The 25,116-nt window shown below is 74.9% G+C and carries 24 protein-coding genes and 2 pseudogenes; 15 read left to right on the top strand and 11 right to left on the bottom strand.

All coding sequences use genetic code 11. From position 1 onward, the window contains the following. Nucleotides 1-10: 10 nt before the first annotated feature. From QSK20_RS18605 to QSK20_RS18590, 4 genes and pseudogenes are all read right to left on the bottom strand, one after another. Entirely contained in the window at nt 11-712 is a 702-nt protein-coding gene (locus QSK20_RS18605; protein ID WP_502888929.1) for a D-sedoheptulose-7-phosphate isomerase, read from the bottom strand. Beyond that, a complete protein-coding gene (locus tag QSK20_RS18600) occupies nt 712-1,929 on the bottom strand; it encodes a glycosyltransferase (protein WP_285789858.1) in 1,218 nt (405 codons plus the stop codon). The genes QSK20_RS18605 and QSK20_RS18600 overlap by 1 nt, the downstream gene beginning before the upstream one ends. Further along, nucleotides 1,914-2,888, bottom strand: a complete 975-nt coding sequence (locus tag QSK20_RS18595; protein ID WP_285789857.1) for a glycosyltransferase family protein — start codon at nt 2,886-2,888, stop codon at nt 1,914-1,916. The genes QSK20_RS18600 and QSK20_RS18595 overlap by 16 nt, the downstream gene beginning before the upstream one ends. An 86-nt stretch (nt 2,889-2,974) precedes the next feature. Continuing rightward, nucleotides 2,975-4,654 (bottom strand): annotated as a pseudogene (locus QSK20_RS18590) (HAD-IIIA family hydrolase); the annotation flags it as partial. A gap of 320 nt (nt 4,655-4,974) precedes the next feature. Here QSK20_RS18590 and QSK20_RS18585 point away from each other — a divergent pair. The 3 genes and pseudogenes from QSK20_RS18585 to QSK20_RS18575 form a co-directional block, all read left to right on the top strand. After that, nucleotides 4,975-5,397 carry an SRPBCC family protein gene (locus QSK20_RS18585; protein WP_352232299.1) on the top strand — a complete coding sequence of 141 codons (423 nt, stop codon included), beginning with the start codon at nt 4,975-4,977 and terminating at the stop codon, nt 5,395-5,397. Nucleotides 5,398-5,400: 3 nt separating this feature from the next. Further along, nucleotides 5,401-6,402, top strand: coding sequence for an SDR family oxidoreductase (locus QSK20_RS18580; RefSeq protein ID WP_285789854.1), 1,002 nt, complete (start codon nt 5,401-5,403; stop codon nt 6,400-6,402). A 140-nt stretch (nt 6,403-6,542) separates the two neighbouring features. After that, nucleotides 6,543-7,301: pseudogene (locus QSK20_RS18575) on the top strand (polyprenol monophosphomannose synthase); the annotation flags it as partial. A gap of 190 nt (nt 7,302-7,491) precedes the next feature. Here QSK20_RS18575 and QSK20_RS18570 read toward each other — a convergent pair. Further along, the gene (locus QSK20_RS18570; RefSeq protein WP_285789853.1) at nt 7,492-9,117 is read right to left on the bottom strand and encodes a phytoene desaturase family protein; all 1,626 of its coding nucleotides are present in this window, start codon (nt 9,115-9,117) and stop codon (nt 7,492-7,494) included. A gap of 83 nt (nt 9,118-9,200) precedes the next feature. On the opposite strand from QSK20_RS18570, the gene QSK20_RS18565 reads away from it, so the two are divergent. Beyond that, complete coding sequence (locus QSK20_RS18565; RefSeq protein ID WP_285789852.1) at nt 9,201-10,634, top strand: aldehyde dehydrogenase family protein; 1,434 nt, start codon at nt 9,201-9,203, stop codon at nt 10,632-10,634. 24 nt (nt 10,635-10,658) lie between these two features. On the opposite strand, the gene QSK20_RS18560 is transcribed toward QSK20_RS18565, so the two are convergent. After that, entirely contained in the window at nt 10,659-11,060 is a 402-nt protein-coding gene (locus tag QSK20_RS18560) for a ChaB family protein (protein ID WP_285789851.1), read from the bottom strand. A gap of 193 nt (nt 11,061-11,253) precedes the next feature. Between QSK20_RS18560 and QSK20_RS18555 the strand changes: the two genes are divergently transcribed. The 4 genes from QSK20_RS18555 (at nt 11,254) to QSK20_RS18540 (ending at nt 13,649) form a co-directional block, all read left to right on the top strand. Beyond that, nucleotides 11,254-12,240, top strand: coding sequence for a YihY/virulence factor BrkB family protein (locus QSK20_RS18555; protein ID WP_285789850.1), 987 nt, complete (start codon nt 11,254-11,256; stop codon nt 12,238-12,240). A gap of 100 nt (nt 12,241-12,340) precedes the next feature. Continuing rightward, nucleotides 12,341-12,757, top strand: coding sequence for a DUF2795 domain-containing protein (locus QSK20_RS18550; protein WP_285789849.1), 417 nt, complete (start codon nt 12,341-12,343; stop codon nt 12,755-12,757). Nucleotides 12,758-12,809: 52 nt separating this feature from the next. Beyond that, nucleotides 12,810-13,271: an SRPBCC family protein gene (locus tag QSK20_RS18545; RefSeq protein WP_285789848.1), complete on the top strand. Its 462-nt coding sequence runs from the start codon at nt 12,810-12,812 to the stop codon at nt 13,269-13,271. 114 nt (nt 13,272-13,385) lie between these two features. Beyond that, nucleotides 13,386-13,649: a hypothetical protein gene (locus QSK20_RS18540; RefSeq protein ID WP_285789847.1), complete on the top strand. Its 264-nt coding sequence runs from the start codon at nt 13,386-13,388 to the stop codon at nt 13,647-13,649. 102 nt (nt 13,650-13,751) lie between these two features. Here the strand turns inward: QSK20_RS18540 and QSK20_RS18535 are convergent, their stop codons facing one another. Continuing rightward, nucleotides 13,752-14,921 (bottom strand): MFS transporter, encoded by a 1,170-nt coding sequence (locus QSK20_RS18535; RefSeq protein WP_285789846.1) that lies wholly within the window; start codon nt 14,919-14,921, stop codon nt 13,752-13,754. A 157-nt stretch (nt 14,922-15,078) separates the two neighbouring features. Here QSK20_RS18535 and QSK20_RS18530 point away from each other — a divergent pair, with 157 nt between their 5' ends. Then, a complete protein-coding gene (locus QSK20_RS18530; RefSeq protein ID WP_285789845.1) occupies nt 15,079-15,297 on the top strand; it encodes a hypothetical protein in 219 nt (72 codons plus the stop codon). Between the two features lies 1 nt (nt 15,298). On the opposite strand, the gene QSK20_RS18525 is transcribed toward QSK20_RS18530, so the two are convergent. Then, nucleotides 15,299-15,748, bottom strand: coding sequence for a hypothetical protein (locus QSK20_RS18525; RefSeq protein WP_285789844.1), 450 nt, complete (start codon nt 15,746-15,748; stop codon nt 15,299-15,301). Nucleotides 15,749-15,900: 152 nt separating this feature from the next. On the opposite strand from QSK20_RS18525, the gene QSK20_RS18520 reads away from it, so the two are divergent. Further along, nucleotides 15,901-16,260 carry a DUF6401 family natural product biosynthesis protein gene (locus QSK20_RS18520; RefSeq protein ID WP_285789843.1) on the top strand — a complete coding sequence of 120 codons (360 nt, stop codon included), beginning with the start codon at nt 15,901-15,903 and terminating at the stop codon, nt 16,258-16,260. A gap of 74 nt (nt 16,261-16,334) precedes the next feature. Here QSK20_RS18520 and QSK20_RS18515 read toward each other — a convergent pair whose 3' ends face one another. After that, entirely contained in the window at nt 16,335-17,183 is an 849-nt protein-coding gene (locus QSK20_RS18515; RefSeq protein WP_285789897.1) for a mechanosensitive ion channel family protein, read from the bottom strand. Between the two features lie 186 nt (nt 17,184-17,369). Between QSK20_RS18515 and QSK20_RS18510 the strand changes: the two genes are divergently transcribed. The 3 genes from QSK20_RS18510 to QSK20_RS18500 all read left to right on the top strand — a co-directional run bounded on the left by QSK20_RS18510 (nt 17,370) and on the right by QSK20_RS18500 (nt 21,603). Continuing rightward, nucleotides 17,370-19,493 (top strand): ATP-binding SpoIIE family protein phosphatase, encoded by a 2,124-nt coding sequence (locus tag QSK20_RS18510; RefSeq protein ID WP_285789842.1) that lies wholly within the window; start codon nt 17,370-17,372, stop codon nt 19,491-19,493. A gap of 57 nt (nt 19,494-19,550) precedes the next feature. Then, entirely contained in the window at nt 19,551-20,261 is a 711-nt protein-coding gene (locus QSK20_RS18505; protein WP_285789841.1) for an HAD family hydrolase, read from the top strand. A 70-nt stretch (nt 20,262-20,331) separates the two neighbouring features. Beyond that, entirely contained in the window at nt 20,332-21,603 is a 1,272-nt protein-coding gene (locus tag QSK20_RS18500; protein WP_285789840.1) for a cation:proton antiporter, read from the top strand. Between the two features lie 129 nt (nt 21,604-21,732). Here the strand turns inward: QSK20_RS18500 and QSK20_RS18495 are convergent, their stop codons facing one another. Further along, nucleotides 21,733-22,692, bottom strand: a complete 960-nt coding sequence (locus QSK20_RS18495) for an NAD(P)/FAD-dependent oxidoreductase (protein ID WP_285789839.1) — start codon at nt 22,690-22,692, stop codon at nt 21,733-21,735. A 111-nt stretch (nt 22,693-22,803) separates the two neighbouring features. On the opposite strand from QSK20_RS18495, the gene QSK20_RS18490 reads away from it, so the two are divergent. Continuing rightward, entirely contained in the window at nt 22,804-23,019 is a 216-nt protein-coding gene (locus tag QSK20_RS18490) for a DUF3072 domain-containing protein (RefSeq protein WP_285789838.1), read from the top strand. On the opposite strand, the gene QSK20_RS18485 is transcribed toward QSK20_RS18490, so the two are convergent. Continuing rightward, nucleotides 23,013-23,522 (bottom strand): metallophosphoesterase family protein, encoded by a 510-nt coding sequence (locus QSK20_RS18485; RefSeq protein ID WP_285789837.1) that lies wholly within the window; start codon nt 23,520-23,522, stop codon nt 23,013-23,015. The genes QSK20_RS18490 and QSK20_RS18485 overlap by 7 nt on opposite strands. 207 nt (nt 23,523-23,729) lie before the next feature. Between QSK20_RS18485 and QSK20_RS18480 the strand changes: the two genes are divergently transcribed. Further along, entirely contained in the window at nt 23,730-25,109 is a 1,380-nt protein-coding gene (locus QSK20_RS18480) for a glycoside hydrolase family 6 protein (RefSeq protein WP_285789836.1), read from the top strand. Nucleotides 25,110-25,116 lie beyond the last annotated feature (7 nt).

The following is a 25,116-nucleotide window of genomic DNA, read 5'->3' as shown; positions in this document are numbered from 1 at the left end:
AGCGGTCCCGTCACGCCGTCCCCCCTCGCGATCCGACGCCCGGTCCGGCGCCGTCGTCGAGCACGACCTCCACCCCGGTACGCGGCGCGGCGCGGGTGGCCGCGACCGGTTGCGGCTGCCCGCCGGTGACCGCCCCCAGCGGCAGCGGCAGCGCCCGGTCGACGTGCTCGCAGAGCACGTGCACCGAGACCAGGTGCAGTTCCTGCACGATCTGGCTGTCCGGGGCGGCGACGGCCAGCGCGTCGTGGCACGCGTCGGCGAGGGGGTTGGGCGCCGGTCCGGTCATCGCCCAGCACCGCAGCCCGGCCTCCCGCCCGGCCCGGGCGGCGGAGAGCAGGTTGCCGCTGCTGCCGCTGGTGGAGAGCAACAGGAGGATGTCGTCGGGGCGACCGTGGGCGCGGACCTGGCGGGCGAAGACCTCGTCGAAGCCGTAGTCGTTGCCGATCGCGGTGAGCGCGCTGGTCTCGGCGTGCAGCGCGATGGCGGAGAGCGGCTGCCGGTCGTGGCGCAACTTGCCGACGAGTTCGGCGGTGAGGTGCTGGGCCTCGGCCGCGCTGCCCCCGTTGCCGGCCACCAGCAGCCGTCCACCGGAGATCAGCGTCGCCGCCAGCGCGTCCCCCCAGGCGGCGAGCCGGTCCGCCGCGCGGCGGTACTCCCGCAGCGCCACGGCGAGGTCGGCCAGGTGCGCCTCCAGCACCGTGGGGGCGGGCATCAGGCGACCACCCCGGTCGGCCGGCGCGCCGCCGTCACCGCCGCGTAGACCTCGGCGAGGTGCGCGGCGGTACGGGACCAGGAGTACCGGTGCCGGGCCCGGTCCAGGGCGGCGGTGGCGTACGCGAAGCGCCGCTCCCGGTCGGCCAGGAGCCGGCGGACCGCCGTGCCGAGCGCGTCCGGGTCCCGGGGCGGCACCAGATCGCCGGTGACCCCGTCGACCACGGTGTCGACGATCCCGCCGACCGCGGTGCCGACCACCGGCACCCCGCACGCCATGCCCTCCAGGGGCGTCAGGCCGAACGGCTCGTACCAGGGGGCGGCGACGAGGACGTCGGCGGAGCGGTACCAGTGGCTCATCTCCTCGCGGGGAACCGCGCCGACGAGACGGACCCGGTCGCCGAGCCCGTACGCCGCGGCGAGCGCCCGCAGGCGGCGGGCGTGCGGATCGTCGTCGATCGCCCCGGCCGGCGGGCCGCCCACCACCACGCACTCGGCGTCCGGCACGACCCGCATCGCCCGGATCACCTCGCCGAAGCCCTTCCGCTCGACCAGCCGGCCCACGGTCAGCACCCGGGCCAGACCGTCGACCCGCTCGGCGACCGGCCCGACCGGGCTGAAGGCGCGCAGGTTGACCCCGGAGGGGACGACCGTCATCCGGGACCGGGGCACCCCCATCGCGACCAGCTCGCGGACCTCGTCGCGGCTCTGCGCGACGACCCGGTCCACGGCGACGCCCAGGACCCGCTCGTAGTCCTCCCGCCCGGCCGGGCTGGTGTCCTGCGCCCCCTGGTGGCGTCGCTTCACCGTGCCGAGCGCGTGGTAGGTCTGCACCACCGGTACCCCGGTCCGCCGGCCGGCGCTCAGCGCGGCCAGGCCGCTCATCCAGAAGTGCGCGTGCGCCACCTCGGGCGTCCACTCCCCGGAGCTCCACCGCTGCGCCAGCCAGTCGGCGAACGGCTCCATGTAGGGCAGCAGGGTGTCCTTGCCGACCGGCTCCGGGGGCCCGGCGGGAACGTGCACCACGTCGTAGCCGTCCTCGGTCCGCACGGACACCGGCAGCGCGACGGAGTCCCGGCGGGTGTAGACGCGGACGTCGTGACCGGCGGCGGCGAGCGCGGCGGCCAGCTCCGCGACGTGGGTGTTCTGCCCACCGGCGTCCTCGCCGCCGAGCACGGCGAGCGGACTGGCGTGCTCCGAGATCATCGCGATGCGCATGCTTCCTCCTCCAGCAGCCGGTCCCAGTCGGCGAGGAATCGCTCCAGGCCGTACCGGGCCCCGGCCGCCGCGCGGGCCTCGGCGCCCACCCGGCGGGCGGTCGCGGGGTCGGCCACGAACCGGTGGGCGGCCTCCAGCAGGGTGTCGATCCGGGTGGAGAGCACGCCCGCGTCGGGCGGTACGGCCACCACCGCCTCGGTGGTGGCCAGGGCGACCACCGGCATGCCGATCGCCATCGCCTCGATCAGGCTCAGTCCGAGCGAGGTCCACCGGCACAGGTGCAGGTACGCCCGCCGCCGCGCCAGCTCGGCGTGCATCCGGTCCTGCGGCACGTCGTCGTGGCCGGTCACCCGGTCCGGCGGCAGTCCCAGCCGCTCGGCCAGCCCGGCCACCCCCATGCCGAAGACGTCCAGCGGGGCGATCTCGGCGAACCGGGGCAGCAGGTCGGTGCCGGTGACCCGCCACCGCCGGACCGGCTCGTTGATCACCACGGCCAGCCGGTCCAACTCGCCGGTGTACGCCGCGCGCGGCGGCACGACGCCGTGCTCGACGACGGTGGTACGGGTGCCGCCGGTGTCCCAGAACAGCTCGTTGAACCCGGTGACGTGGGCGATCAGCAGGTCGTCGCGGTCGGCCATCGGGTGGCGGGTGTGCGGCACGTCGCCCTTGGGGGTGTTGTGCTCGACGTAGACGGCGGGGACGTCCCGGCCGACCCGACGCCCCAGCCAGTCGCAGGCCAGGTCGTACTCCTCGGGTCGCTGGAGCACGACCACGTCCACCTCGGCCCGACGAAGCGCGGCCGGCTCCACCTCGACGGCGCTGTCCGGCCAGGGGTAGGTCCGGGCCCGGCCCAACCCGTACGGGCCCCGGTCCGGGGTGACCGGCACCAGGTAGCGGTGCTTGCCGTGGACGAAGGAGGTGGTCCAGGAGCCGTGCACGTGCCAGAGCAGGACGTTCACCGGCCACCTCCTCCGCAGCCGGCCCCGACGCCGGGGCCGAGACCTCCGTCGGCACGGTCGCCGGTCCCACCGTCGGCACGGTCGCCTGCGGTGACGCCGGGACGGTCGCCGGGCCCGCCGTCGAGCCGGTCGCCGGCCGTGACGCCGAGCAGGCGTACCGCGTCGACCACCTCGGCCGGGTCGACCCCGGACAGGCAGGGGTGGCCGGGGAGCGGGCACTGCGCGGCGCGGCTGTCCCGGCAGGGGGCGGCGGCGTCCCCGAGCCGGACGGTGGGCACCCGGTAGGGCCCCCACTGCCCGAACGGCACGGTCGGCGCGAAGAGGCTCACCACCGGTACGCCGAGCGCGGCGGCGAGGTGCGCGGGGCCGGTGTTGCCGACCACCACCGCACCGGCGGCGGCGATGACGGCGGCGAGGTCGGCCAGGCTGGTCCGGCCACCGAGGTCCACCCCACCGGCACCGGCCACCCGGGCGGTCAGCCCGGTCTGGTCCGGGCCGCCGGTGACCACCACGCGGTGGCCGGCGGCGGTCAGCGCGGCGACCACCTCGACGTGCACCGCGGGCGGGCAGGCCCGGGCCGGCACCGAGGCGCCGGGGTGCACCACCACGTAGCCGGGCGGTCCGGGCGGTGGTGGCAGCGCCTCCGGGCGCAGCCGCAGGACCGGTTCGTCCCCCGACGGCAGCGCGAAGCCGGCCGCGGCGGCCAGGGACAGGGCCCGTTCCGGTTCCGGGACCCCCGTCGGCACCCGGTGCCGGACGTCCAGCAGCGAGCCCGGGTAGTCGTCGCTGACCGCGCTGATCCGGCGCACCCCGGCCATCCGCAGCAGCAGGGCCAGCGGCAACGGCGACTGGTGGAACGAGGTGAAGACCACCGCCTCGTCCGCGCCGACACCGGCGAGCCGGGCCAGCAGCGCGTCCATCCCCGCCCGGTCGACGGGACCGGGATCCGGGTCGATCCACGGCAGCGGCCACTCGACGACGTCGTCGACGCCGGGCAGCAGGTCGGCGGCGGCCCGCCCCCGGGGCCCGCAGAGCAGCACCACCCGCCGTGCTCCCGCCGCCACCGCCCGGATCGCCGGACCGGTGACCAGCAGGTCGCCGGCCGAGTCGGGCCGGGCCACCAGCACCGTGCCGGCACGGCGGGGCGCGGCGGGCACCACGGCGGCCCGGCGGCGCAGGATCTCCGCCACGGCGGCCGGCAGGTCACGGGCCACCGCCGGTGCGGCGGCCACCTCCTCCGCCCGGGTGACCGGGGTCGGCACCAGCACCCCGGTCGCCCCGGCGGCCAGGGCGGCGGTCATGTCGCGACCGATGTCCCCCACCACCACGCACCGCCCCGGCGACGTGCCCAGCTCCCGCGCCGCCGCCCGGACCAGGCCGGGCGCGGGCTTCCGGCAGCCGCAGCCGTCGCCGTCGTCGTGCGGGCACACCTGCCAGGTGTCGAACGGACCGAGCAGTTCCGTCACCCGGGCGTGCACCCGGCGCATGTCCGCCTCGGTGAACAGGCCACGGGCCAGCCCCGACTGGTTGGTCACCACGCCCAGCCGCAGGCCGGCGGCCCGGAGCCGGTCCAGCGCGGCCCGCGCCCCCGGCACCGGGCGGACCTTGTCCGGGTCGCCGTTGTACGGCACGTCCTCGACCAGCGTGCCGTCCCGGTCGAACAGGACGGCGTCGTACAACGCCGGGGCAGGTCCGTCGAGCACCGGCCCAGGTACCGGGTGCACCCCGGTTGACCTGCGCTGATACCGCTCATGACCGCCTCGCACGGCGGGCGGGTTCCCGACCGCCGGGGGCGTAAACCTCGTCCCGGGGGCGTACGCGTCGTCGCGGCGCGGCCGTCCCGTCGTGCCGCGTCGGTGCCCCCGGCACGGCTCACGCCGCCCGGTCCCCGGTCGCCGTCCGGCCTTACCCGGCGGCGCGGAGAAGCTAACCGGCGGCGCGGAGAAGCTAACCGGCGGCGCGGGAACCCGACCGGGGCGTGACGGAGCCCGCCGGGGCGTGGCGGAGCGACCGACGACGTCGGCGAGCCGACCGGTTACGCACCCGCGGGGCGGGGTATGGGAGCGCAGTGGCGATTGTGGAGAAAGTGATCGGAGCACCCCCGCAGCAGGTCTTCGACGTGCTCGCCGACGGTTGGACGTACAGCGACTGGGTGGTCGGCACGACCCACATGCGGGACGTCGACGACCACTGGCCCACGGTCGGCAGCCGGCTGCACCACCGGGCCGGGCCGTGGCCGGTCTCCCTCACCGACACCTCCACCGTGCTCGTCTGCGAGCCGCCGCACCGGCTCGTCATCCGGGCCGGGCTCTGGCCGGCCGGCGAGGCGACGGTGGTCTTCAGTCTCGAACCGGTCGGTGCGGACGCCACCCGCGTCCGGCTCGGCGAGGACTTCACCGCCGGCCCCCTGCGCTGGATCCGCAACAAGCTCAACGACCTCGTGCTCAAGCAGCGCAACAAGGAGACGCTCAACCGGCTGGCGGACATCGCCACCCGACAGAAGGGGTGACCTGTGACCCAGACCGTGGTGATCACCGGAGCCAGTGCCGGGGTCGGGCGGGCGGTGGCCCAGCGGTACGCGGCGCGGGGCGCCCGCCTCGCGCTGCTCGCCCGGGGCGCGGCCGGTCTGGCCGCCGCCGCCGAGGACTGCCGGGACCGGGGCGCGGCGGAGGTGGTCACCCAGCAGCTCGACGTCGCCGACGCCGGGGCGGTGCAGCGGGCCGCCGACGAGGTGGCGCACCGGTGGGGCGCGCTGGACGTGTGGATCAACAACGCCATGGTGTCGGTCTTCGCCCCGGCCTGGGAGATCCCGGCGGACGAGTACCGCCGGGTCACCGAGGTCAACTACCTCGGTACGGTGCACGGCACGCTGGCCGCGTTGCGGCACATGCGCGCGTACCGCCGGGGCTCGATCGTCCAGGTCGGCTCGGCGCTGGCCTACCGGGGCATCCCGTTGCAGTCGGCGTACTGCGCCAGCAAGCACGCGGTCCAGGGCTTCAACGACTCGCTCCGGGCCGAGCTGCTGCACGACTGCCCGGGGGTGAAGCTGTCGATGGTGCAGCTCCCGGCGGTGAACACCCCGCAGTTCTCCTGGGTACGGACCCGACTGCCCCGGCACCCGCAGCCGGTCCCACCGATCTTCACGCCGGAGGTGGCCGCGCGGGCCATCGTCTGGGCCGCCGACCGCGGGCCGCGCGAGCTGAACGTGGGTGGCCCGACCTGGCGGGCCCGGTTGGGCAACACGCTCTTCCCGGGTCTGCTCGACCGCAAGCTCGCCCGGGACGGCTACGACAGCCAGCAGACCGACACCCCGGTCGACCCCGCGACGTGGCGGGACAACCTCGACCGGCCGGGGGACGCGGAGCGGGACCGGGGCGCCGAGGGGGTCTTCACCGACCGCGCGCGGGACAGGTCGGCGGCGCTCTGGGTCGGCACGCACAAGCCGGCGGTCACCGCCGCCGTGCTCGGTGCGGTCGCGCTCACCCTGGGTGGCCTGGCCCGCCGACCGCGCTGAGCTGCCCGTCGTACCGGAGCCGTCGTGCTCCGGGACGCGATGGTGAAGCGCCCAATACTCACCGGGGAGCCCTGACAGCGGGACGCGGTCGGATGGCTACCCTTTCAGGGACACTTGCCGGCAAACTGAGGATGCTCGTCATGATCGAACCCGTACAGTTACCCCTGCCGTGGCGGGACGCGCGCCTGACGGTCGTGGTGCCGACCTACAACGAGGCGGGGAACCTCCCGGCGCTGGTGGAGCGGCTTCTCGCCCTTCCGCTGCCCGGACTGCGGGTGCTCGTCGCCGACGACAACTCCCCGGACGGCACCGGCGAGGTCGCCGACAAGCTCGCCATCGAACATCCCGGCCGGATCGAGGTCGTGCACCGCGCCGGCAAGGAGGGGCTCGGCCGGGCGTACGTGGACGGCATGACCCGGGCGCTGGACGGCGGCGCCGAGTACGTCGCCCAGATGGACGCCGACCTGTCGCACCCCCCGGAGGCGCTGCCGGGCATGCTCGGCTCGCTGCTCTCCACCGGGGCCGGCGTGGTGATCGGATCCCGCTACGTCCCCGGCGGTGAGCTGGACGAGGCGTGGCCGCTCTACCGTCGCGCGCTGAGCGGGTGGGCCAACCTCTACGTGCACACCCTGCTCCGGGTCCGGATCCGCGACCTGACCGCCGGCTTCAAGATCTGGCGGGCGGACGCGCTGCGCGACATCGGCCTGGACCGGGTGCAGTCCAACGGCTACAGCTTCCAGGTCGAGATGCACTACCTGGCGACGAAGCTCGGGCACACCATCCTGGAGGTGCCGATCCGCTTCGAGGAGCGGCGGGACGGCGTGTCGAAGATGACCACCGCCACCAAGATCGAAAGCGCGCTGATGCCGTTCCGGCTGCGCAGCCGGCACCGGGACATCGGCGGCCCGGCCCCCCGGCAGGTGGAGGCGACACCGGTCGAGGTGGTGGCACCGCGTACGCCGGAACCGGACGGCGACGACCGGGAGACACCGACGGCGGTCGAGGCGACCGACACCGACGGCGAGCCGACGACCGCCCGCACGTCGGCCGGCACCGACGGCGAGCCCCAGGCGGCCCCCCGGTAGGGACTCAGCGGTACACGGCGCGGTGCGCCGCGCCGACGACCCGGGCGTAGAGACCACCGGTCACCGCCCGGTCCCGGACCAGCGCGGCCCGCGCCGCGTTCGCGCCGGGAGCGCCGTGCACACCACCACCCGGATTCGCCGACGCGCTCGCCAGGTAGAGCCGGTCGATCGGCGTGTCCGGGCGGCCCAGCCCGGGCACCGGGCGGAGGAAGAGCTGCTGGTACGCGGCGGCCGTACCGCCGCCGACCGCACCGCCGACCAGGCTCGGGTTGCGTTCCTCCAGGTCCGCCGGGCCGGCCACGTACCGTCCCCGGACCCGGGCGCGGAAACCGGGCGCGTGCCGTTCCAGCACCGCCTCCATCCGCTCCACGTGCCCGGCCACCTCCTCGGCCCGCCAGTCGCGCCGGAACGGCAGGTGGGTGTACGCCCACAGCGACTCCGTGCCGGCCGGGGAACGGCTCGGGTCGGCGGTGGTCATCTGCCCCAGCAGCAGGAACGGGTCCTCGGGGATCTCCCCGCAGGCCAACGTCGCCGCGTACCGGGTCAGGCCGTTGAGGTCGGCGGCCAGGTGCACCGTCCCGGCCCCGGCCACCTCCGGGTTGCGCCACGGGACCGGGCCGTCCAGCGCCCAGTCGACCTTGACGGTGGAGCCGTCCCACCGGAAGTGGGCCAGGTCCGTCACGAGTCGGGACGGCAGCCGGGCCGCGCCGACCAGGTCGAGGTAGAGCGCGGGCGCGGGCACGTCGGCCAGCACCGCCCGGCGGGCCCGCCAGGTCCGGCCGCCGACCGTCCGGACCCCCATCGCCCGCCCCCGGGCGACCAGCACCCGGTCCACCTGCGTGCCGTAGCTGATCCGGCCGCCCCGCGCGCGCAGCCGGGCCACCAACGCGTCGGTGATCCGCTGTGCCCCGCCGACCGGCACCGGCCAGCCGACCTCCTGCCCCAGCATCGCCAACAGCCAGCCGTAGATGCCGGAGCCGGCGTCCTCGGGCGACAGGTCGGTGTGCAGGGCGCAGCCGGCCAGCAGCACCGGGCCGCCCTCGCCGTCGAAGAGTTCCGCGCCGAGCTGGCGAACCGGCAGGACCAGTCGACGGGCCAGGCGCAGGGCGCCGGCCGTGCGCAGCCGGGCGAGCAGCTCCAGACCGTCGCGCACCGGCGGGAACGGGGTGAACAGGGCGTCCAGCAACGGTCGGGAGATCCTCCGCCAGTCCGCGTACGACTCCCGCCAGCGTTCCCCGTCGCCGGGGGCGAACGCCTCCATCGAGGTCGCGGTGCGCTCCAGATCGCGGTGGAGCACCGCCGCCCGCCCGTCGGGCAGCAGGTGCGCCAGCACGTCGGGCGCGTGCCGCCAGGCCAGGCCGTGCTCGTCGAGGCCGAGCCGGCGCAGCACCGGGGAGGCGTACCCGAGGGGGTAGAACGAGCTGTAGAGGTCACTGAGGTAGCCGGGGACGGTGACCTCGGCGGAGCGGACCGCGCCGCCGGGCACGCCGGTCGCCTCCAGCACCAGGACGTCCCAGCCGGCATCGGCGAGCAGGTTCGCGGCGACCAACCCGTTGTGGCCGGCGCCGACGACCACGGCGTCCGCGCTCTCCGTGCCGGTTCCGGACTGCGCGTGGACGGTGGGTCGCATGGGGGACATCATCCGGTTGCGCTACCCCTCGGACAACCGGCGAAACGCGTTTGTCCGGCCCGGCCCCGGGCATGCAGCGCGCCATGTGGCGGGTGGAACAACTCATCGGCGGGGTGTGGGGCGCGGGCGGCGCGGGGGGTGAGTTCGTCGTGACCGACCCGGCCGACGGCACCGACGTCAGTACCGTGCCGGTGGCCAGCGAGGACGAGGTGGCCAAGGCGGTCGGCGCGGCGCGGGGCGTGGCGGCGACGTGGGCGACGACCGACCCGGCGGAGCGGGCGGCGGCGCTGCGCCGGGCCGCCGACGCGGTCGAGGCGGTCGCCGAGGACCTGGCGCAGGCGACCACGGCGGAGATGGGCAAGCCGCTGCTCGACGCCCGGGGCGGCGTGGCGGCGGGGATCGGCACCCTGCGCCAGTACGCCGAACTGGGACCGGTCCGGGGCGGCCGGACCCTGCACGGCGGCTGGAACGCGGTGGACTTCATGGCCCCCGAACCGCGCGGCGTGGTCGCGGTGATCACCCCGTGGAACGACCCGGTGGCGGTGGCCTGCGGACTGCTCGGCGCGGCCCTGGTCACCGGCAACGTGGTGGTGTTCAAGCCGAGCGAGCGCACCCCGGCCACCGGCTGGCTGCTGGCCCGGGCGCTCGACGGCGAACTGCCGGCCGGCGTGCTGTCCCTGCTGACCGGGGACGCGCGGGTCGGCGCGGCGCTGGCCGCGCAGGAGGTCGACGTGGTGGCGCACGTGGGCTCCTCCACGGCCGGCCGGGCGATCGCCGCCACCTGCGCCCGGACCGGCGCGAAGGCGGTGCTGGAGAACGGGGGCAGCGATCCGCTGATCGTCGACGCCGGCGTCGACCCGGCCTGGGCGGCCGGGCAGGCGGCCATGGGCGCGTTCGCCAACGCCGGGCAGATCTGTGTGGCGGTGGAACGGATCTACGTCCACCGGGAGGTGGCCGGCGACTTCGTTCCGGCGCTGGTCGACCTGGCGCGGGCGATGCGGATCGGGCCGGGACAGGACGGGGAGACGGAGATCGGCCCGCTGGTGGACCGGCGGCACCGGGACCACGTGCACGGACAGGTGCTGGCGGCGGTGGCCGAGGGTGCGGTGATCCGGACCGGTGGGGCGGTGCCCGCCGGGCCGGGGGCGTTCTACCCGCCGACGGTGGTCACCGACTGCACCGACCGGATGGCGCTGGTGCGCGAGGAGACCTTCGGCCCGGTCGCGCCGGTGCTGGTGGTGGACTCGTTCACCGAGGCGCTGGGCCGGGCGGCGTGCTCGCCGTACGGGCTGGCCGCCACCGTGCTCACCGGGTCGATGGGCCACGCGCAGCGGGCATGGCGCGAACTGCCGGTCGGTACGGTCAAGGTCAACGCGGTGTTCGGCGGTGCGCCGGGCGGTGCCGCGCAACCGCGCCGGGGCAGCGGCCACGGCTTCGGGTACGGGCCGGAACTGCTCGACGAGTTCACCACCACGAAGGTGGTGCACCTGGGCGCCCCGGGTGGCGGGCACTGGTGAGCCGGGCCCGCCACCCGGGTGGGCTCAGTCCCCGCGCGCCGTGCGCGTCCGCCGGTCGTTGGCCTTCTGAATGGCGTCGACCAGCTCCGGCTTGGTCATCCGGGACCGCCCCCGGACGTCCAGCTTGCGGGCGACCTCCATCAGATGGTCCTTGGTGGCGTTGGCGTCCACCCCACCGGCGGTCGGTGCCCGCCGGGCCGGCCCGCCGCCCGCGGCCTGCCGGTCGCTGGGCCCCTTGCGGCCCTTCGGCTCCCAGTGGTCGCCGACCTTCTCGAACTCGTGCTTGAGCGCGGCGAAGGCGGTGCGGTGCGCCCGCTCCCCCTCGCCGTACGTCTCCACGGCCGAATCGTGCGTCTTCGCCCAGGTCCGTTGCGCCTTCTCAGGAGAGCGCCGGACGGTGCTGGGCAGTACCTCACGCCCTGGCATGTCGTCCTCCTCCGCGTCGGTTGCTTCCCGGGTTGACCGTTCCCCGCCCCGGCAGCGGCAAACGGCGCCTCCGGGTTTGTCGAACTTCCCGCCCGGGTACCGCCGGGTTCCGGCCCGGCGGGACCGGAGCGCGCCGACCGTGGCGCGGGCGCGACGGCGGGCCGGGGTGCGGCGGCGACGGCAGGGAGCGGTCATGGCAGCGACGACGACGGAGCCGACCGCACCGGCCGGCGGAGCGCGCGACGGGCGGGTCCCACCCGGGTTGCGGCAGTTGAGCTGGCCCACCTGGCGGGGCGTGCTGGTCCGCAGCGGGCGGAACTTCGTCAAGGACAACTGCGCGGACTGGGCGGCGGCCCTGACCTACTACGGCGTGCTCGCCCTCTTCCCCTCGATCGTGGTGGTGGTGGCCCTGGTCGGGCTGGTCTCCGAGGGCGACCGGACCGTGGACACCCTGATCGACCTGGCCCGCGACGTGGGGGCCGGGTCGGTGGTGGCCAACGAGGGCGTGGTCGGGGTGGTCGAGGGGGTGGTGGACCAGCGGGCCGGGGTGAAGGCGCTGCTCAGCTTCGGTCTGCTCGGCGCGCTCTGGTCGGCCTCGGGCTTCATCGGCGCGTTCACCCGCGCCTCCAACGCCATCTACGGCGTCGAGGAGGGCCGGCCGTTCTACCGGCTGCGTCCGTTGCAGATCGGGCTGGCCGCGCTCACCCTGGTGCTGCTGGCGGTGGTGGCGACCGGACTGATCGTCAGCGGTCCGGTGGCCGAGGCCGTCGGCAACCTGCTCAACCTGGGCGACGCGCCGCGTACCGCGTGGAGCGTGGCGAAGTGGCCGGTGCTCGCCATGGTCCTGATGGTGCTGCTCTCCCTGCTGTTCTGGATCGCCCCGAACGTGCGGCAGCCCCGGTTCCGCTGGCTCACCGTGGGTGGCGCGGTGGCCCTGCTGGCCTGGACCCTCGTCTCCTTCGGCTTCGGCCTGTACGTGGCCAACTTCGGCTCGTACGACGTCACGTACGGCAGCCTGGGCGCGGTCATCGCGTTCCTGGTGTGGCTGTACCTGTCGAACTGCGCGTTGATGTTCGGCGTGCAGATCAACGCCGAACTGCAACGCGGTCGGATGATGCAGGCCGGTGTCCCCGCGCCCGAGGAGCCGGTCCTCACCCCGAAACGTGCCGCCGAGTCGTGACCCCGGCCGGGCCGGCCGGGACGGCGCACGGTCGCCCACGGGTCGCCGCCGGTGCGGGCGGAGCGGTTTATCCCGGTCCCGCCCGGGTAGCGCAGTAAGCATGGAACGAGGCAGCAGCAAGCACGGACCCCGGCTCGACGAGCAGATGAGCCAGGAGGTCAGTGGCCTGGTGCAGGGGCCGGGTGCCGCCGGCTCACGGGTCGACGAGTTCCGCGAGCCCGAGCCGGCCGGCGAGGACCAACCGGGCGCGACCACGGCGCCGGCGGGCGAGTTGCGCACCGGCGCCCCGCAGGGGATGAGTTCCCGGGACGTGGAACAGCGCAGCCGGCTGGGCCGGTTCATCGGCCTGTCGGCGCTGCCCGGCGACCGCGAGACGCTGCTGGGCAGCGCTCGGGAGAACGAGGCGCCCGACGACGTGATCGCGGACCTGGAACGGCTTCCGGCCGGCACCCGGTACCAGACGGTCTCCGAGGTGTGGGCGGCCCTGGGCCACAAGAACGAGACACAGCGCTGGTGAAAGGTGGGTCACCCCCGACCCGTACCGACTTATGGATGAGGAGGATGCCCTGATGAGTGGCGTTATGGAGCACGTGGACGTGGACGTCCCGATCCGGACCGCGTACGACCAGTGGACCCAGTTCGAGGAGTTCCCCCAGTTCATGGAGGGCGTGCAGGAGGTCCGGCAGCTCTCCGACACGATGACCCACTGGACCGTCGAGATCGGCGGGGTGAAGCGGGAGTTCGACGCGCAGATCACCGAGCAGCTCCCGGACGAGCGGGTCGCCTGGAACTCCACCGGCGGGACGGACCACGCCGGGGTGGTCACCTTCCACCGGCTCGACGAGGGACACACCCGGGTCACCCTCCAGCTGGAGTTCGAGCCGCACGGGCTGGTCGAGAAGGCCGGCGACAAGCTCGGCGTCGTGGACCGCCGCGCCAAGGGCGACCTGGAGCGGTTCAAGTCGTTCATCGAGCGGCGCGGTCAGGAGACCGGCGCCTGGCGGGGCAAGGTCGACCGCCCGCAGCCCTGACCCGTACGCGTTCTTCCGACGGCCGCCGGACCACCCGGCGGCCGTCGCCGTGTCCGCCCTCCGGCCGGCTGGCCGGGGCGGTTTGCCGACAGGGGCCGGGGGTACGGCGAGGGCATGACCGACAACGACGGCGCCGTGTGGCGTGACGAACAGCGGCTCCCGCTCAGCGAACTGGACAAGGCGGTGGCGACCTCCCCGGTCGACGGGCAGGCCGACGACGTGACCGGCAACGACGCGGGCTACGAGTCCGCGTTCGGCCACGGGCCGATCCCGGCGGACGGGCACACCGCCGCCGAGGGCGACCACGAGCGGGAGGCGACCGACGCCCAGCGGGCGTACCGGCCCTCGCCCACGGGCCGGACCGGCCCCGACGTCTGATCCCCCGCCCCACCCCTCCACACCCCGCCCTGGGCGCGCTGAGGTGGTAGCAGGGGACCCCTGCTACCGCTTCACGAGGAGGAGGGGTCCCCTGCTACCACCTCAGGCGGGTCGACGGCGGGTGGCGGCGAGTTGCAGGGCGATCAGCGCGACGGCGAGTACGACGAGCGCCGGGCCGAGCGCCTCGACCGAGGTCCGGCCGAGCAGCACCCCGATCGCGGTGGGGCCGAGGGCACCGCCGAGCCCCGCGACGGCGATCTGCACCCCGATCGCCCGGTCGGCGTGCGCCCCGCCGACCCGGTCGGCGGTGGTCAGGGTGAGCAGCGGGAAGACCGGGGCGGCGGCGAAGCCGATCACCGCGAGACCGGCCACCGCCAGCCAGGCCGGGCCGGGAAGGGCCACCAGGACGGCGCCGCCGGCGAGGCCGACCAGGCTCCCCCAGAGCACCCGGCCGCTGCCGAACCGCTCGGCGATCACCCCCTGGACGACCCGGCCCACGAAGAGGCTCACCCAGTACCCCGAGACGCAGATGCCGGCCGCCGCCGCGCCGAGCCCCCGCCCCTCGGTCAGCAGCAGGAAGGCCCAGAGCCCGGCACCGATCTCGATGGCCGCGTAGACGCCGAAGCCGAGCGCGCCCAGCCAGACCGCCGGCAGCCGCAGGGTCTGCCGGACCGGCACGCTGGCCGGTGGGGCGGGCCGTCCGGCCACCGCGCCCCGGTCCCGCCAGGCCCGGACGGTCAGCGCGAACGCCACGGCCAGGGCGAGCTGGCCGGCGGCCACGAGACCGTACCCCCAGCGCCAGGAGAGGCCGGTGCCGATCGCCCCGGTCATGATCAGCGGACCGAGGGCCACCCCGAGGCCGAAGAAGGCGTGCAGCCAGTTCATGTGCCGGGGGCCGAACGCCCCGGCGGCGTACGCGTTGAGCCCGGAGTCGACCGCCCCGGAGCCGAGGCCGAGCACCAGCGCGCAGCACACCACCACGGCCAGGCCGGGCGCGAGGGCGTAGCCGGTGAGCGCCAGGCTGGCCAGCAGGGTGCTCGCGGCCAACAGCCGGCCGACCCCGAGCCGGGCGATGCCGAACCCGGCCAGGAGGCTGGAGGTCAGGTAACCGGCGGTGCCGGCGGTGAGCGCCACGCCGACCGCCTCGGTCGGCACCCCGAACTCCGACCGCATCGCGGGCCAGCCGACCCCGAGCAGTCCGTCCGGCAGGCCGAGGCTGACGAAGGCGAGGTAGGCGAGCAGGAGCAGCGAGGCCCGGGGGGAGGTCGGCACGACCGGCCATCCTGCCCCATCCCGTCGACGTTGGCAGTGGTAAATACCACGTCGCCCCGGGGAAGCAACGGCGACGCGGCCGGAGATCCGGACAGGTCATCCAGAATCGGCCGAACGGAGGAAGGGCAATCCGGGCATCACGCGCAAGACTGTCGGGATGCAACAGGGCCAAAGCTTCCTCAGCGATCGTCAGCGCCGCCTTGCCTGGCTCGGCTTCCTCCTCGCCGCGTTGCAGGCGCCGCTCTCCGCCTGGCTGGTCACCGACGGCTCCTGGCTGTTCAGCCTCTGTGTCGCGATGCTGGTCGCAACCGTGATCATCGCCGACGACGCCGGGCGACGCCGGCCGGCCGACGCACGCGGCGGCGAGCGGGGCTGACTCAGCCCGTCCCGTCCGGGCGGGCCTCGTGTCCGGGGCGTCCCCGGGTCCTCCGGCGCTCCTTCATCTCCGCCTCGTACAGGTGTCGCCGGCCCCCTACGAGCTCGTCGCGGGCCTGCCGGTCCAGGTCGCGGAAGAGGGCGTAGTACCCGTCGTCGAAGTCCTCGACGACCTGGAACGTCCACCGGCCGGCGATGACGTTGCGGCCCAGCAGTTCCCCGGCGATCCGGTCGGCGATCCCGTCGTGTCCGGCCGCGCGGAACCGTTCGACGACGTCGTCGAGCATCAGGTCGGCGTGGCCGATCAACTGGTGCAGCGAGTAGAGATGCCCCCGGGCCCGCTCGACGGTCTCCAGCGCCTCACTGAGCCGCCCGAGCGCGGCGATCGTCCCGTCGTCCACCCCGGTGGGGCGGCGGTGCCGCTCGTCCGGTCCGTCCCCGTGTGGTGCCATCGGTGCCTCCGCTCGCCGTTCCGGTGCGTCCGGGTAGTGCCCGAAGGTGGGGCAGGTCACGCATGTCCGGGCAGACTCCCCCCGGTGGCCGAGCCCGCCCCCACCGTCCGGACGAGGTCGACGCGGTCCCGGCGGGATTACTCTCGTTTCCCATGTACGCGCAGTTCAGCGGGGGTCTGGCCACCGGCACGGCGGTGGGCGTGGCGCGCGCCTCCATCGCCGCCCTGACCGTGTCGATCGGCACCGAGGGGCTGGCCGCCGCCGTCCGCCGGCCCGACCTCCTCGCCCAGGTCGACCAGCACGCCGCCGCCGTCCGGGACAGCCTGGACGGGGACCGCCGGCCGCTCACCCTGGCCGCCCTGGCCGGGTACGCCGAGGGCGTCCGCGCGGCGGCCGCGGAACACGGTTGGACCCCACCCGGCGGGCCGGCCGACTGGACGGCCCCGGACTGGGTGCTGACCCGGCTGCTGGCGGTCTGCGCGCTGGCCCGACCGATCTCCACGACCGCCTGACCGGCCGGGCGGACCCGCACGCGGAGAGGACGCCCGCACCGGACGTCCTCCCCTGGTGGTGCCACACCGTCTGCTCACTCGGCGCGGCGGATCTGCTGGGTCTCCTCGCCCATCGCCCCGGAACCGTAGGGAGCCGCCGAGCCCGTCCCCGCCGGCATGCGCGGCGCACCCCCGCGGTCGGCCATCTGCCGCTCGGTGTCGCTGCGTCCGGCCGCCTGGGCCTGTCGCTGCATCTGCACCGCCCGTGACTCCTCCGCGGCCCGGTCCAGCCAGCGGTCCCAGCGGGCCTGCATCGGCCGCACCAGACCACCGCCGACACCGACGATCAGGATGCCGGCCACGGTGGCGAGCACCGCGATCAACACGGGCGTCGTCACGGTGGTGGCGATACCGACCTGGTTCAGCGCGGCGATCACACCGAGCGCGAGGATGAAGATCGCCGTCAGGTCGGCGAGGACCTTGCCGTACGAGAGCCCGCCGAGCGCCCCGGTGACGAGGTCCTTGACGGCCTTGGCGATCGCCGCGGCCACCACCACGATGACGATCGCGACGAAGGCCCGGGGCAGCCATGCCACCACACCCGAGATCAGGTCGCTGATCGCGTTCGGCCCCCACACCCCGAACGCGAACTGCAGGGTGAACAGCAGCACGGCGTAGTACGCCAGCCGGGCCAGGATGTCACTGGCGTCGTACCGGGTGCGCTCCAGCGCCCGTTTGATCCCGCCCCGCTCGACCGCCCGGTCGAATCCCACCCGTTCGAGCACCGTGTCCACGATCTTGAGCACCGCGCGGGCGATGATCCAGCCCACCACGAGGATCGCGATGAAGGCGATGGCTCTCGGAACGAAGAGCAGCACCGACCTCCACATGTCGGTCAGGGCGGTGCCGATGTCGACCTGCCTGACCGCGAGGGTTTTCCGCATCATGTCCCTCCTGTCGCCTGGTCTGCGCCGCCCGCATACCCCGCCGAGGAAGCACCAACCCGGAGCAGCAGGGGCCATTTTCCGGACATGTCCGGCCTGGTCGGGACGGCGGGAACAGGAGGCCGTCGCCAGCGGCCGGGGCACGAGGCGGAACACCACGGGACCACGCCGGATAGGCTGCGTCACATGCCAGGCACGGTCGGGCACGTCCCCGCTTCACCCGCCCCGATCCCGCGGGCCGCCAGCGTCGGCACGGCGGCTCTCGTCCTCGGCCATCCGTGGTCCGGCACGCCACTCGGACCGATCGAGCAGTGGGATCCGGCGGTCCGGGCCGTCGTCGACCTGGTTCTCGCCTCGCCGGTGCCGATGGCGCTGACCCTCGGCACGGAGTTCCTGCTGCTCTACAACGACGGGTACGCCGAACTGGTCGGTGCCGCCCACCCGGCGGTCGGCCGTCCGGCGGCCGAGGTCTTCGCCGGGATCTGGTCCCTCCCCGGAGTCGGCGACCTGGTCGAACGCACCTTCCACGAGGGCACTCCCACCCTGGAGAAGGAGTCGATCCTGCCGATCGTGCGGCACGGCACCGGCCGGGTGGAACAGGCCGTCTTCACCCGGGGCTGCTCCCCGGTGCGGGACAGCGACGGGCGGGTGGTCGGCGTGCTGACCGTGGCGGCCGAGACCACCCAGGTGACCGAGCAGTTGCAGAGCCTGAGCGAGCTGGCCGCCGCCCTCTCCGGCACGCTCACCCTGGACGACGTGGCCCGGGTCGCGCTGCGGTACGCGCTCGACTCGTTCGACGCCGACTGGGTGGCCTTCGGGGTGGACGACGGCGGCGGCTGGCGCGTCGTCCGTCGGGTCCGGGGCGAACTGCTCGACGAGGCCGACGAGCGGCTGCCCCCACTCTGGCGGCGCTACCCGGACGACTCGCCGCTGCCGCTGGTGGTGACCGCGCGTGCCGGGGTGCCGCTGTTCACCGCGGACGGCCAACCGCTCGCGGCGGCGGCGACCGACCGGCACGACCAGAAGATCCGGGCGCTGGCGGCGCTGCCGCTGCGGACGCCGGCGCTGCGCGGCGGGCTCAGCGTCGGGTACCAACGCGCGCACGCCTGGTCGGCCGCCGAGCGGGCGCTCCTGGCGGCCTCGGCCGAGCTGATCGCACAGGCCGGCGAGCGGGCCCGTCGCTTCGAGACCCAGCACGGCACCGCCCAGTTGCTGCAACGCAGCATGCTCCCGGAGCACCTGCCGGACCTGCCCCGGCTACGCATCGCGGCCCGGTACGACCCCGGAGTGGACGGCAACGCGGCCGGCGGCGATTTCTACGACGCCTTCGTCCTGCCCGACGGCGGGCTGGGTGTCGTCCTCGGTGACGTCGCCGGCCACGACGTGCAGGCGGCGGCCCGGATGGGGCAGGTACGCGCCGCGCTGCGCGCTCTGGCGTTGACCGAATCCCGCCCGGACGCCGTCCTGGCCGGGCTGGACCGTCTGGTCGCCAGCCTGGGCGCCGAGGCCGGCACGCACGAGCTCTTCGTGACCGTCGTCTTCGGGGTGATCGACGCCGGGCGGGAACGGCTCACCCTGGCCAGCGCCGGGCACCCCGCCCCGCTGCTGCGCCGGTGTTCCTCCACCGACGCCGAGCCCACCGCCGAGTACCTCGACGTGCCGACCGGTGCCCCGCTGGGTCTGGGTTGCCGGCCCAGCACCACCACGGTCCGGTTCGCCCCCGGCGACACGCTGCTGCTGTTCAGCGACGGCGTGGTCGAGCGACGCCGGCAGAGCCTCTCGGTGGGCCTGGCCGGGCTGGCCGAGGCGGTCGCCGGGGCGGCCAGCGGCGACCCCCGGGCGCTCTGCGCGGTGGCGACCGCGGCGGTGCCCGACGCGACCGAGGACGACGTGGCGGTCCTCGCGGTGGAGCACGCGCTGATGCCGAGCCGGTCGGCGAGCATGGAGGTGCCCGCCGAGCCGACCGCGCCGAGCCGGGTCCGGCACTGGATGACCGCGCAGCTCTCCGACTGGCGGGTGCCCGAGTCGATCATCGGGGCCGCCGTCCTGTGCACCAGCGAGCTGACCACCAACGCCCTGCTGCACGCCGGCACCGCCGCCCGGGTCGAGATCGACCTCAGCTCCGAGCGGCTGCTGGTGTCGGTCGCCGACTCCGGGACCCGGGGCACCGTGACGAAGGCGCAGACCGACACGTTGAGCAGTCGGGGCCGTGGACTGGGACTCATCGAGCAGCTCAGCGACGCCTGGGGGACGGATCCGACGGTGCGCGGCTCCACGGTCTGGTTCGAGATCCTCGTTCCACCGGGCTGAGGTCGCCGGGTCGAGGTCGCCGGGCGGCGCGTCCGCCCCGGCAGGAGGGAGGACGCGATGGCCGCCCGCTCCGACGGTGTCCTGTTCGACGTCGACGGCACTCTGATCGACACCACCTACCTGCACACGGTGGCCTGGTGGGAGGCGTTGCGCCAGTTCGACCACGCGGTGCCGATGGCGCTGATCCACCGGTCCATCGGCATGGGATCGGACCGCCTTCTCGACCACCTGCTCGGCCCGGAACGCGACCGCGCCTCCGACGACCGGCTCCGCGCCGCCCACGACACCCTCTTCCTCGGGTACGCGGACCGGCTGACGCCGCTGCCCCACGCCGCCGACCTGCTGCGGGCCTGCGCCGAACGAGGGCTGCGGGTGGTGCTCGCGACCTCGGCGGCCGAGCACGAGGTACGGGCGCTGCGCGCCGCGCTCGACGCCGACGACGTCGTCGACACCGTCACCTCGTCGGCGGACGCGCAGCAGGGCAAACCGGCGCCGGACATCCTGGTCGCCGCGCTGGAGCAGTCCGGTCTGGCCGCCGAACGGGTGGTCTTCGTCGGCGACTCGGTCTGGGACGTCGCCGCCGCCGGCCGCCTGGGCATCCCCTGCATCGGCCTGACCTGCGGTGGGACCGGACGCGCCGAGTTGGCCGGGGCCGGGGCGGTCGAGGTCTACGACGACCCCGGCGCGCTCCTGGCCAGCCTGGCGGACTCCCCGGTTCTCGGTCGACGGCACGACCACACCGACGCCGACATGAATGTGAAGGCATAGACAACCGTTCCACGGGGCACAGTTGGTCTCCACCTGCCCGGGTCCCACGGGCGAGGCGAGGGGTGGAGTCGTGGAGCCGGTGGACGTCGCTTTCGCGGTACTCGGGGTCGGCGCGTTGCTGGCCGGGATCCTGCCCCGGATGTTGGAGCGGCGTCCCCTCTCCATGCCGATCGCCTTCCTCGGTCTCGGCATGCTGATCTTCCTGTTGCCCACCGGGCTACCGGTCCCGGACCCGCTGGCCCACCCGGCCGTCGCCACCCACCTCACCGAGGTCGGCGTGATCGTCGCCCTGATGGGCGCCGGTCTCAAGATCGATCGACCGTTCAGCTGGCGACGCTGGTCGTCCACCTGGCGACTGCTCGCCGTCGCGATGCCGCTCTGCATCGCCGCCGTGGCGCTGCTCGGCTGGTGGTGGGCCGGGCTCGTGCCGGCGACCGCGCTGCTGCTCGGGGCGGCGCTCGCGCCGACCGACCCGGTCCTCGCCGCCGACGTGCAGGTGGGCGAGCCGACCGACGTGGAGGACTCCGAGGACGAGGTCCGGTTCGCCCTCACCTCCGAGGCGGGCCTGAACGACGGGCTGGCCTTCCCTTTCGTCTACGCCGCCATCGCCATCGCCTCGACCAGCCTCGCCCCGACGGACTGGCTGGCCGGCTGGCTCACCGTCGACCTGCTCTGGAAGATCACCGCCGGGGTGGCCGGCGGGCTGTTGGTCGGCTGGCTGCTCGGCAAGCTGTTCTTCCGCGCGCCGAGCGAGTTGCGCCTGGCCCGGCACGCCGAGGGCTTCCTCGCGCTGGCCGCGACCTTCCTGGCGTACGGGCTGGTCGAGGTGATCGGCGGGTACGGCTTCCTCGCCGTCTTCATGGCCGCGCGGGCGATCCGTTCGGCGGAACGGACACACGAGTTCCACGCCGTCCTGCACGACTTCGCCGAACAGGTCGAACGGCTGCTCACCGTCCTGCTGCTCCTGCTCTTCGGGGGCGCCGTGGTGGGCGGCCTGCTGGCCCCGCTGACCTGGCAGGCGGCGCTGGTCGGGCTCGCGTTGGTCTTGGTGGTCCGGCCGCTCGCCGGCTGGCTGTCGCTGCGCGGCGCGCCCGGCCGCCCGGCCGAGCACTGGGTGATCGCCTCCTTCGGCATCCGGGGCGTGGGCTCGTTCTACTACCTGGCGTACGCCAGCACGAAGGCGGACTTCCCCCAGGCCGACCTGGTCTGGGCCACCGCCGGCCTGGTGGTGATCGTCTCGGTGGTGGTGCACGGGGTGGCGGCCACCCCGGTCATGCAGGTGCTCGACCGGGCCGGCGAACGCACCCCCTCCCCGGTGCGCCCCGAGCCGGCCCTCCCCTGAGGCGGCAACAGTCCTTCCCTGCGCTGCGGTGGTAGCAGGTCCTGCGCTGCGGTGGTAGCAGGGGTCCCCTGCTACCGCTTTTTGCCGAGCAAGGGCCCCCTGCAACCACCCGGCGGAGCCGACCGTGGGTCAGGCGGTCAGCCTGCGGGCCAGCGCGCGGCCCAGGTTGCGCCCGGAGAGCCAGGCGCTCTGCACCCGGGGCTCGCCGAAGGCGTCCCCGGCCAGCCCCACGCCGTCGTCGTCCAGGTGGTACGCCCCGGGCAGCCCGGCTGCCGGCTTCGCGTACGTCCAGCGGTGCACGTGCACGTGGTCGGCCGGGTCGGGAAGGGCGAGCAGGTCCCGCACGGCCTCCTCGACGTCCGCCGCGGCGCCGGTCGGCTGGAGCAGGTGCCGCCCGGCGAACTCGGCGGTGGTGTGGGCGACCAGCACGGGTTCGCCGTCCCCGCGCCGGTCGCCGTCGTCGCAGAGCACGGTCAGCACGGGGTGGTCGTTGACGAACGCCCCGGCGAAGTCGGGCCATCGGCGGTGCGGGAACCGCAGCACCGCGGAGAGCGTGGACGTCCACTGTTGCGCCTGCACGGCGCGGGTGGCGTCGGCCAACGCCGGGTCGAGCAGGAGCGCCGCCTGCGGCCCCGGCATGGCGAGCACCACCGCCTCGCACGGGGTGCCGTCGACGCTCGGTCCCGGCTCGACGCCGAGCACCAGCCGGTCCACCGTCACCGGCAGTCCGGTGGCCAACTCGGTCACCAGGGACCGCAGGCCGCCCGGAGCGGCCCAGCGCATCGGTCCGGGTGCCGCACGCCGGCCGTCCGCCCCGTACGCGACGAAGGTGTCGGTCCATTCCCGGGCCAGTCCGGCGGCGCGCCAGCCCTCGACGACGCGGGCGAAGTCCGGGTCGCTGACGGTGAAGTAGGCGGCGCCGATGTCGGCGGGACGGCCGTCGAAGCGTTTGCTGGCCATCCGGCCACCGACCACCCGGGCCCGTTCCCGGATCTGCACCGGGACTCCCGCAGCCGCCAGCTCCCGCGCGCACGCCACACCGGTGATGCCCGCCCCGACCACGATCACCCGCGCCCGTTCCCCAGTCATCGCATGATCGTATGTGCCGGCGGCGGGCGGCCGGTCCGGCACGCCGGGCAGGGGGCATGAAGCACCCGACGGGCGGGTAATGGCACACCTGTTCGAGGAAAGGTGGAGATCATGACGGACCGCGACAGCGCCCACGCCGACCCCCGTGGGGCGATCAAGGACCCGGACGAGTGGGTCACCGGCGACGAGCCACCGACGGCCGCCCAGGAGTCGTACCTGGCCACGCTCTCCCGGGAGGCCGGCACGGACGTCCCGGACGGGCTGACCAAGGCGGCGGCGGCCCGCCGGATCGACGAGTTGCAGGCGGAGACCGGCCGGGGTCAGTGATCCGACCGCCGGGGCAGGCGGTGCAGTTCGACCCGGTCGAGCCGCCCCGCCGCCACCCGGGCGGTCAGGTACGTGGCGTACGGCTGGGCCCGCCGGTCGGTCGGCGACCCGGGGTTGAGCAACCGCAGCCCGGTCGGCGCGACGGTGTCCCACGGGATGTGCGAGTGTCCGAAGACGAGGAGGTCGCAGTCGGGGAACCGGGCGGCGCACCGGACCTCCCGGCCGGCGCGCGGACCGGTCTCGTGCACGACGGCCACCCGAAGCCCGGCCAGGTCGACCCGGGCCACCTCGGGCAGCCGCGCACGCAGCGACGGCCCGTCGTTGTTGCCGTACACCCCGACCAGCCGGCGGGACCGGGACTCGACGGCGTCGAGCAGCGCCTCCTCCACCCAGTCGCCGGCGTGCAGCACCACGTCCGCGGCGTCGATCGCCGCCCAGAGCGGTTCGGGCAGGTCCCGGGCCCGCTTCGGCACGTGCGTGTCCGCCGTGATCACCAGTCGCACCACTGACCTCCCTCTCCGCCGGCGTGCCCCGTCCACCCCGCCTCGGCGTCGCGGCGGTCGTGACGTCCGGCTGCCCGGCATCGTCGCCCCAATGGTCACCGATTCGGGAACGGGACCGGACGGGGGCTTCACTTCGGGGTGGGTGGGCCGTACCGTTGAGGTGGGCGTGGGAGCGCTTCCATAGGGCATGTTCGATAGGAGAGGGAATTGAGGACGACATCCCGGCTCGTCGCGGCGACCGCCGCGACGGCCGCCTTCGCCGCCGCAGGAACGATCGCGGTGGGCGCGCTCCGCCCACCGGCCGCCACGGCGGCCGAATCCGCCTTCTACGTCGACCCGCACACGTCCGCGGCCCGCTGGGTCGCCGCCAACCCGGGCGACTCGCGCGCGCCGGTGATCCGCGACCGGATCGCCGCCGTCCCGCAGGCCCGCTGGTTCACCACCACCAACACCGCCACCGTACGCGGAGAGGTGGACGCCTTCGTCGGGGCCGCCGCCGCAGCCGGGAAGATCCCGATCCTGGTGGTCTACAACATCCCCAACCGCGACTGCAGCGGCGCCAGCGGCGGTGGAGCGCCCAACCACACCGCCTACCGGCAGTGGGTCGACCAGGTCGCGGCCGGACTGGCCGGCCGACCGGCCACCATCGTCCTGGAGCCGGACGTCCTGCCGCTGATGACGAGCTGCCAGAACGCCGGCCAGCAGGCCGAGACGAAGGCGTCGATGGCGTACGCCGGCAAGCGGCTCAAGGCGGCCTCGGCGCAGGCCCGGGTCTACTTCGACGCCGGACACTCGGCCTGGCTGGCGCCCGCCGAGATCGCCTCCCGGCTGGTCGGCGCGGAGATCGCGACCAGCGCGGACGGCATCTCGGTCAACGTGTCGAACTACCGCACCACGGCCGAGGCCGTCCCGTACGCCAAGCAGGTGATCGCCGCCACCGGGGTCACCGGCCTGCGGGCCGTCGTCGACACCAGCCGCAACGGCAACGGGCCGGCCGGCTCGGAGTGGTGCGATCCGTCCGGCCGGGCGATCGGCACGCCGAGCACCACCGACACCGGCGACCCGGCGATCGCCGCGCTCCTCTGGGTGAAGCTGCCGGGCGAGGCGGACGGCTGCATCGCCGGGGCCGGTCAGTTCGTCCCCCAGCGGGCGTACGAGCTGGCCATGGCGGCCGGCCCGACCACGCCCCCGGCGACCACCGCACCGCCGACCACTCCCCCGGCCACCACGCCGCCGCCCACCACTCCCCCGCCGACCACGCCTCCGGTCGGGGGTGGCTGCGCCGCCACGGTCGTCTCGAACAGTTGGACGGGCGGCTTCACCGCCGAGATCCGGGTGACCAACGGTGGCGCCGCGCTGAACGGATGGACGCTCTCGTTCACCGTCGCCGACGGTGTCCGGCTGACCAACGGCTGGAACGGCGAGTGGAGCCAGTCCGGCAACCGGCTGACCGCCCGTAACGTCTCCTGGAACGGCAGCGTGCCCACCGGCGGGACGCTCAGTGTCGGCTTCCAGGGCACCTTCACCAGCACCACCCTGCCCGCCTTCGGGGCAATCACCCTCAACGGCGTCGCCTGCACCACCTGACCCGCCC

Origin of the sequence: Micromonospora sp. NBRC 101691, assembly GCF_030269285.1 — a bacterium.
Classification (GTDB): domain Bacteria; phylum Actinomycetota; class Actinomycetes; order Mycobacteriales; family Micromonosporaceae; genus Micromonospora; species Micromonospora echinospora.
Note: the sequence above shows the minus strand (reverse complement) of the source record. Positions and strands in the feature narration are given on the sequence as shown.

Coding starts and splice junctions, on each gene's coding strand:
- QSK20_RS18605 (WP_502888929.1), bottom strand. CDS start 712: ATGCCCGCCCCCACGGTGCTGGAGGCGCACCTGGCCGACCTCGCCGTG.
- QSK20_RS18600 (WP_285789858.1), bottom strand. CDS start 1,929: ATGCGCATCGCGATGATCTCGGAGCACGCCAGTCCGCTCGCCGTGCTC.
- QSK20_RS18570 (WP_285789853.1), bottom strand. CDS start 9,117: ATGCGACCCACCGTCCACGCGCAGTCCGGAACCGGCACGGAGAGCGCG.
- QSK20_RS18565 (WP_285789852.1), top strand. CDS start 9,201: ATGTGGCGGGTGGAACAACTCATCGGCGGGGTGTGGGGCGCGGGCGGC.
- QSK20_RS18560 (WP_285789851.1), bottom strand. CDS start 11,060: ATGCCAGGGCGTGAGGTACTGCCCAGCACCGTCCGGCGCTCTCCTGAG.
- QSK20_RS18555 (WP_285789850.1), top strand. CDS start 11,254: ATGGCAGCGACGACGACGGAGCCGACCGCACCGGCCGGCGGAGCGCGC.
- QSK20_RS18550 (WP_285789849.1), top strand. CDS start 12,341: ATGGAACGAGGCAGCAGCAAGCACGGACCCCGGCTCGACGAGCAGATG.
- QSK20_RS18545 (WP_285789848.1), top strand. CDS start 12,810: ATGAGTGGCGTTATGGAGCACGTGGACGTGGACGTCCCGATCCGGACC.
- QSK20_RS18540 (WP_285789847.1), top strand. CDS start 13,386: ATGACCGACAACGACGGCGCCGTGTGGCGTGACGAACAGCGGCTCCCG.
- QSK20_RS18530 (WP_285789845.1), top strand. CDS start 15,079: ATGCAACAGGGCCAAAGCTTCCTCAGCGATCGTCAGCGCCGCCTTGCC.
- QSK20_RS18525 (WP_285789844.1), bottom strand. CDS start 15,748: ATGGCACCACACGGGGACGGACCGGACGAGCGGCACCGCCGCCCCACC.
- QSK20_RS18520 (WP_285789843.1), top strand. CDS start 15,901: ATGTACGCGCAGTTCAGCGGGGGTCTGGCCACCGGCACGGCGGTGGGC.
- QSK20_RS18515 (WP_285789897.1), bottom strand. CDS start 17,183: ATGCGGAAAACCCTCGCGGTCAGGCAGGTCGACATCGGCACCGCCCTG.
- QSK20_RS18510 (WP_285789842.1), top strand. CDS start 17,370: ATGCCAGGCACGGTCGGGCACGTCCCCGCTTCACCCGCCCCGATCCCG.
- QSK20_RS18505 (WP_285789841.1), top strand. CDS start 19,551: ATGGCCGCCCGCTCCGACGGTGTCCTGTTCGACGTCGACGGCACTCTG.
- QSK20_RS18495 (WP_285789839.1), bottom strand. CDS start 22,692: ATGACTGGGGAACGGGCGCGGGTGATCGTGGTCGGGGCGGGCATCACC.
- QSK20_RS18490 (WP_285789838.1), top strand. CDS start 22,804: ATGACGGACCGCGACAGCGCCCACGCCGACCCCCGTGGGGCGATCAAG.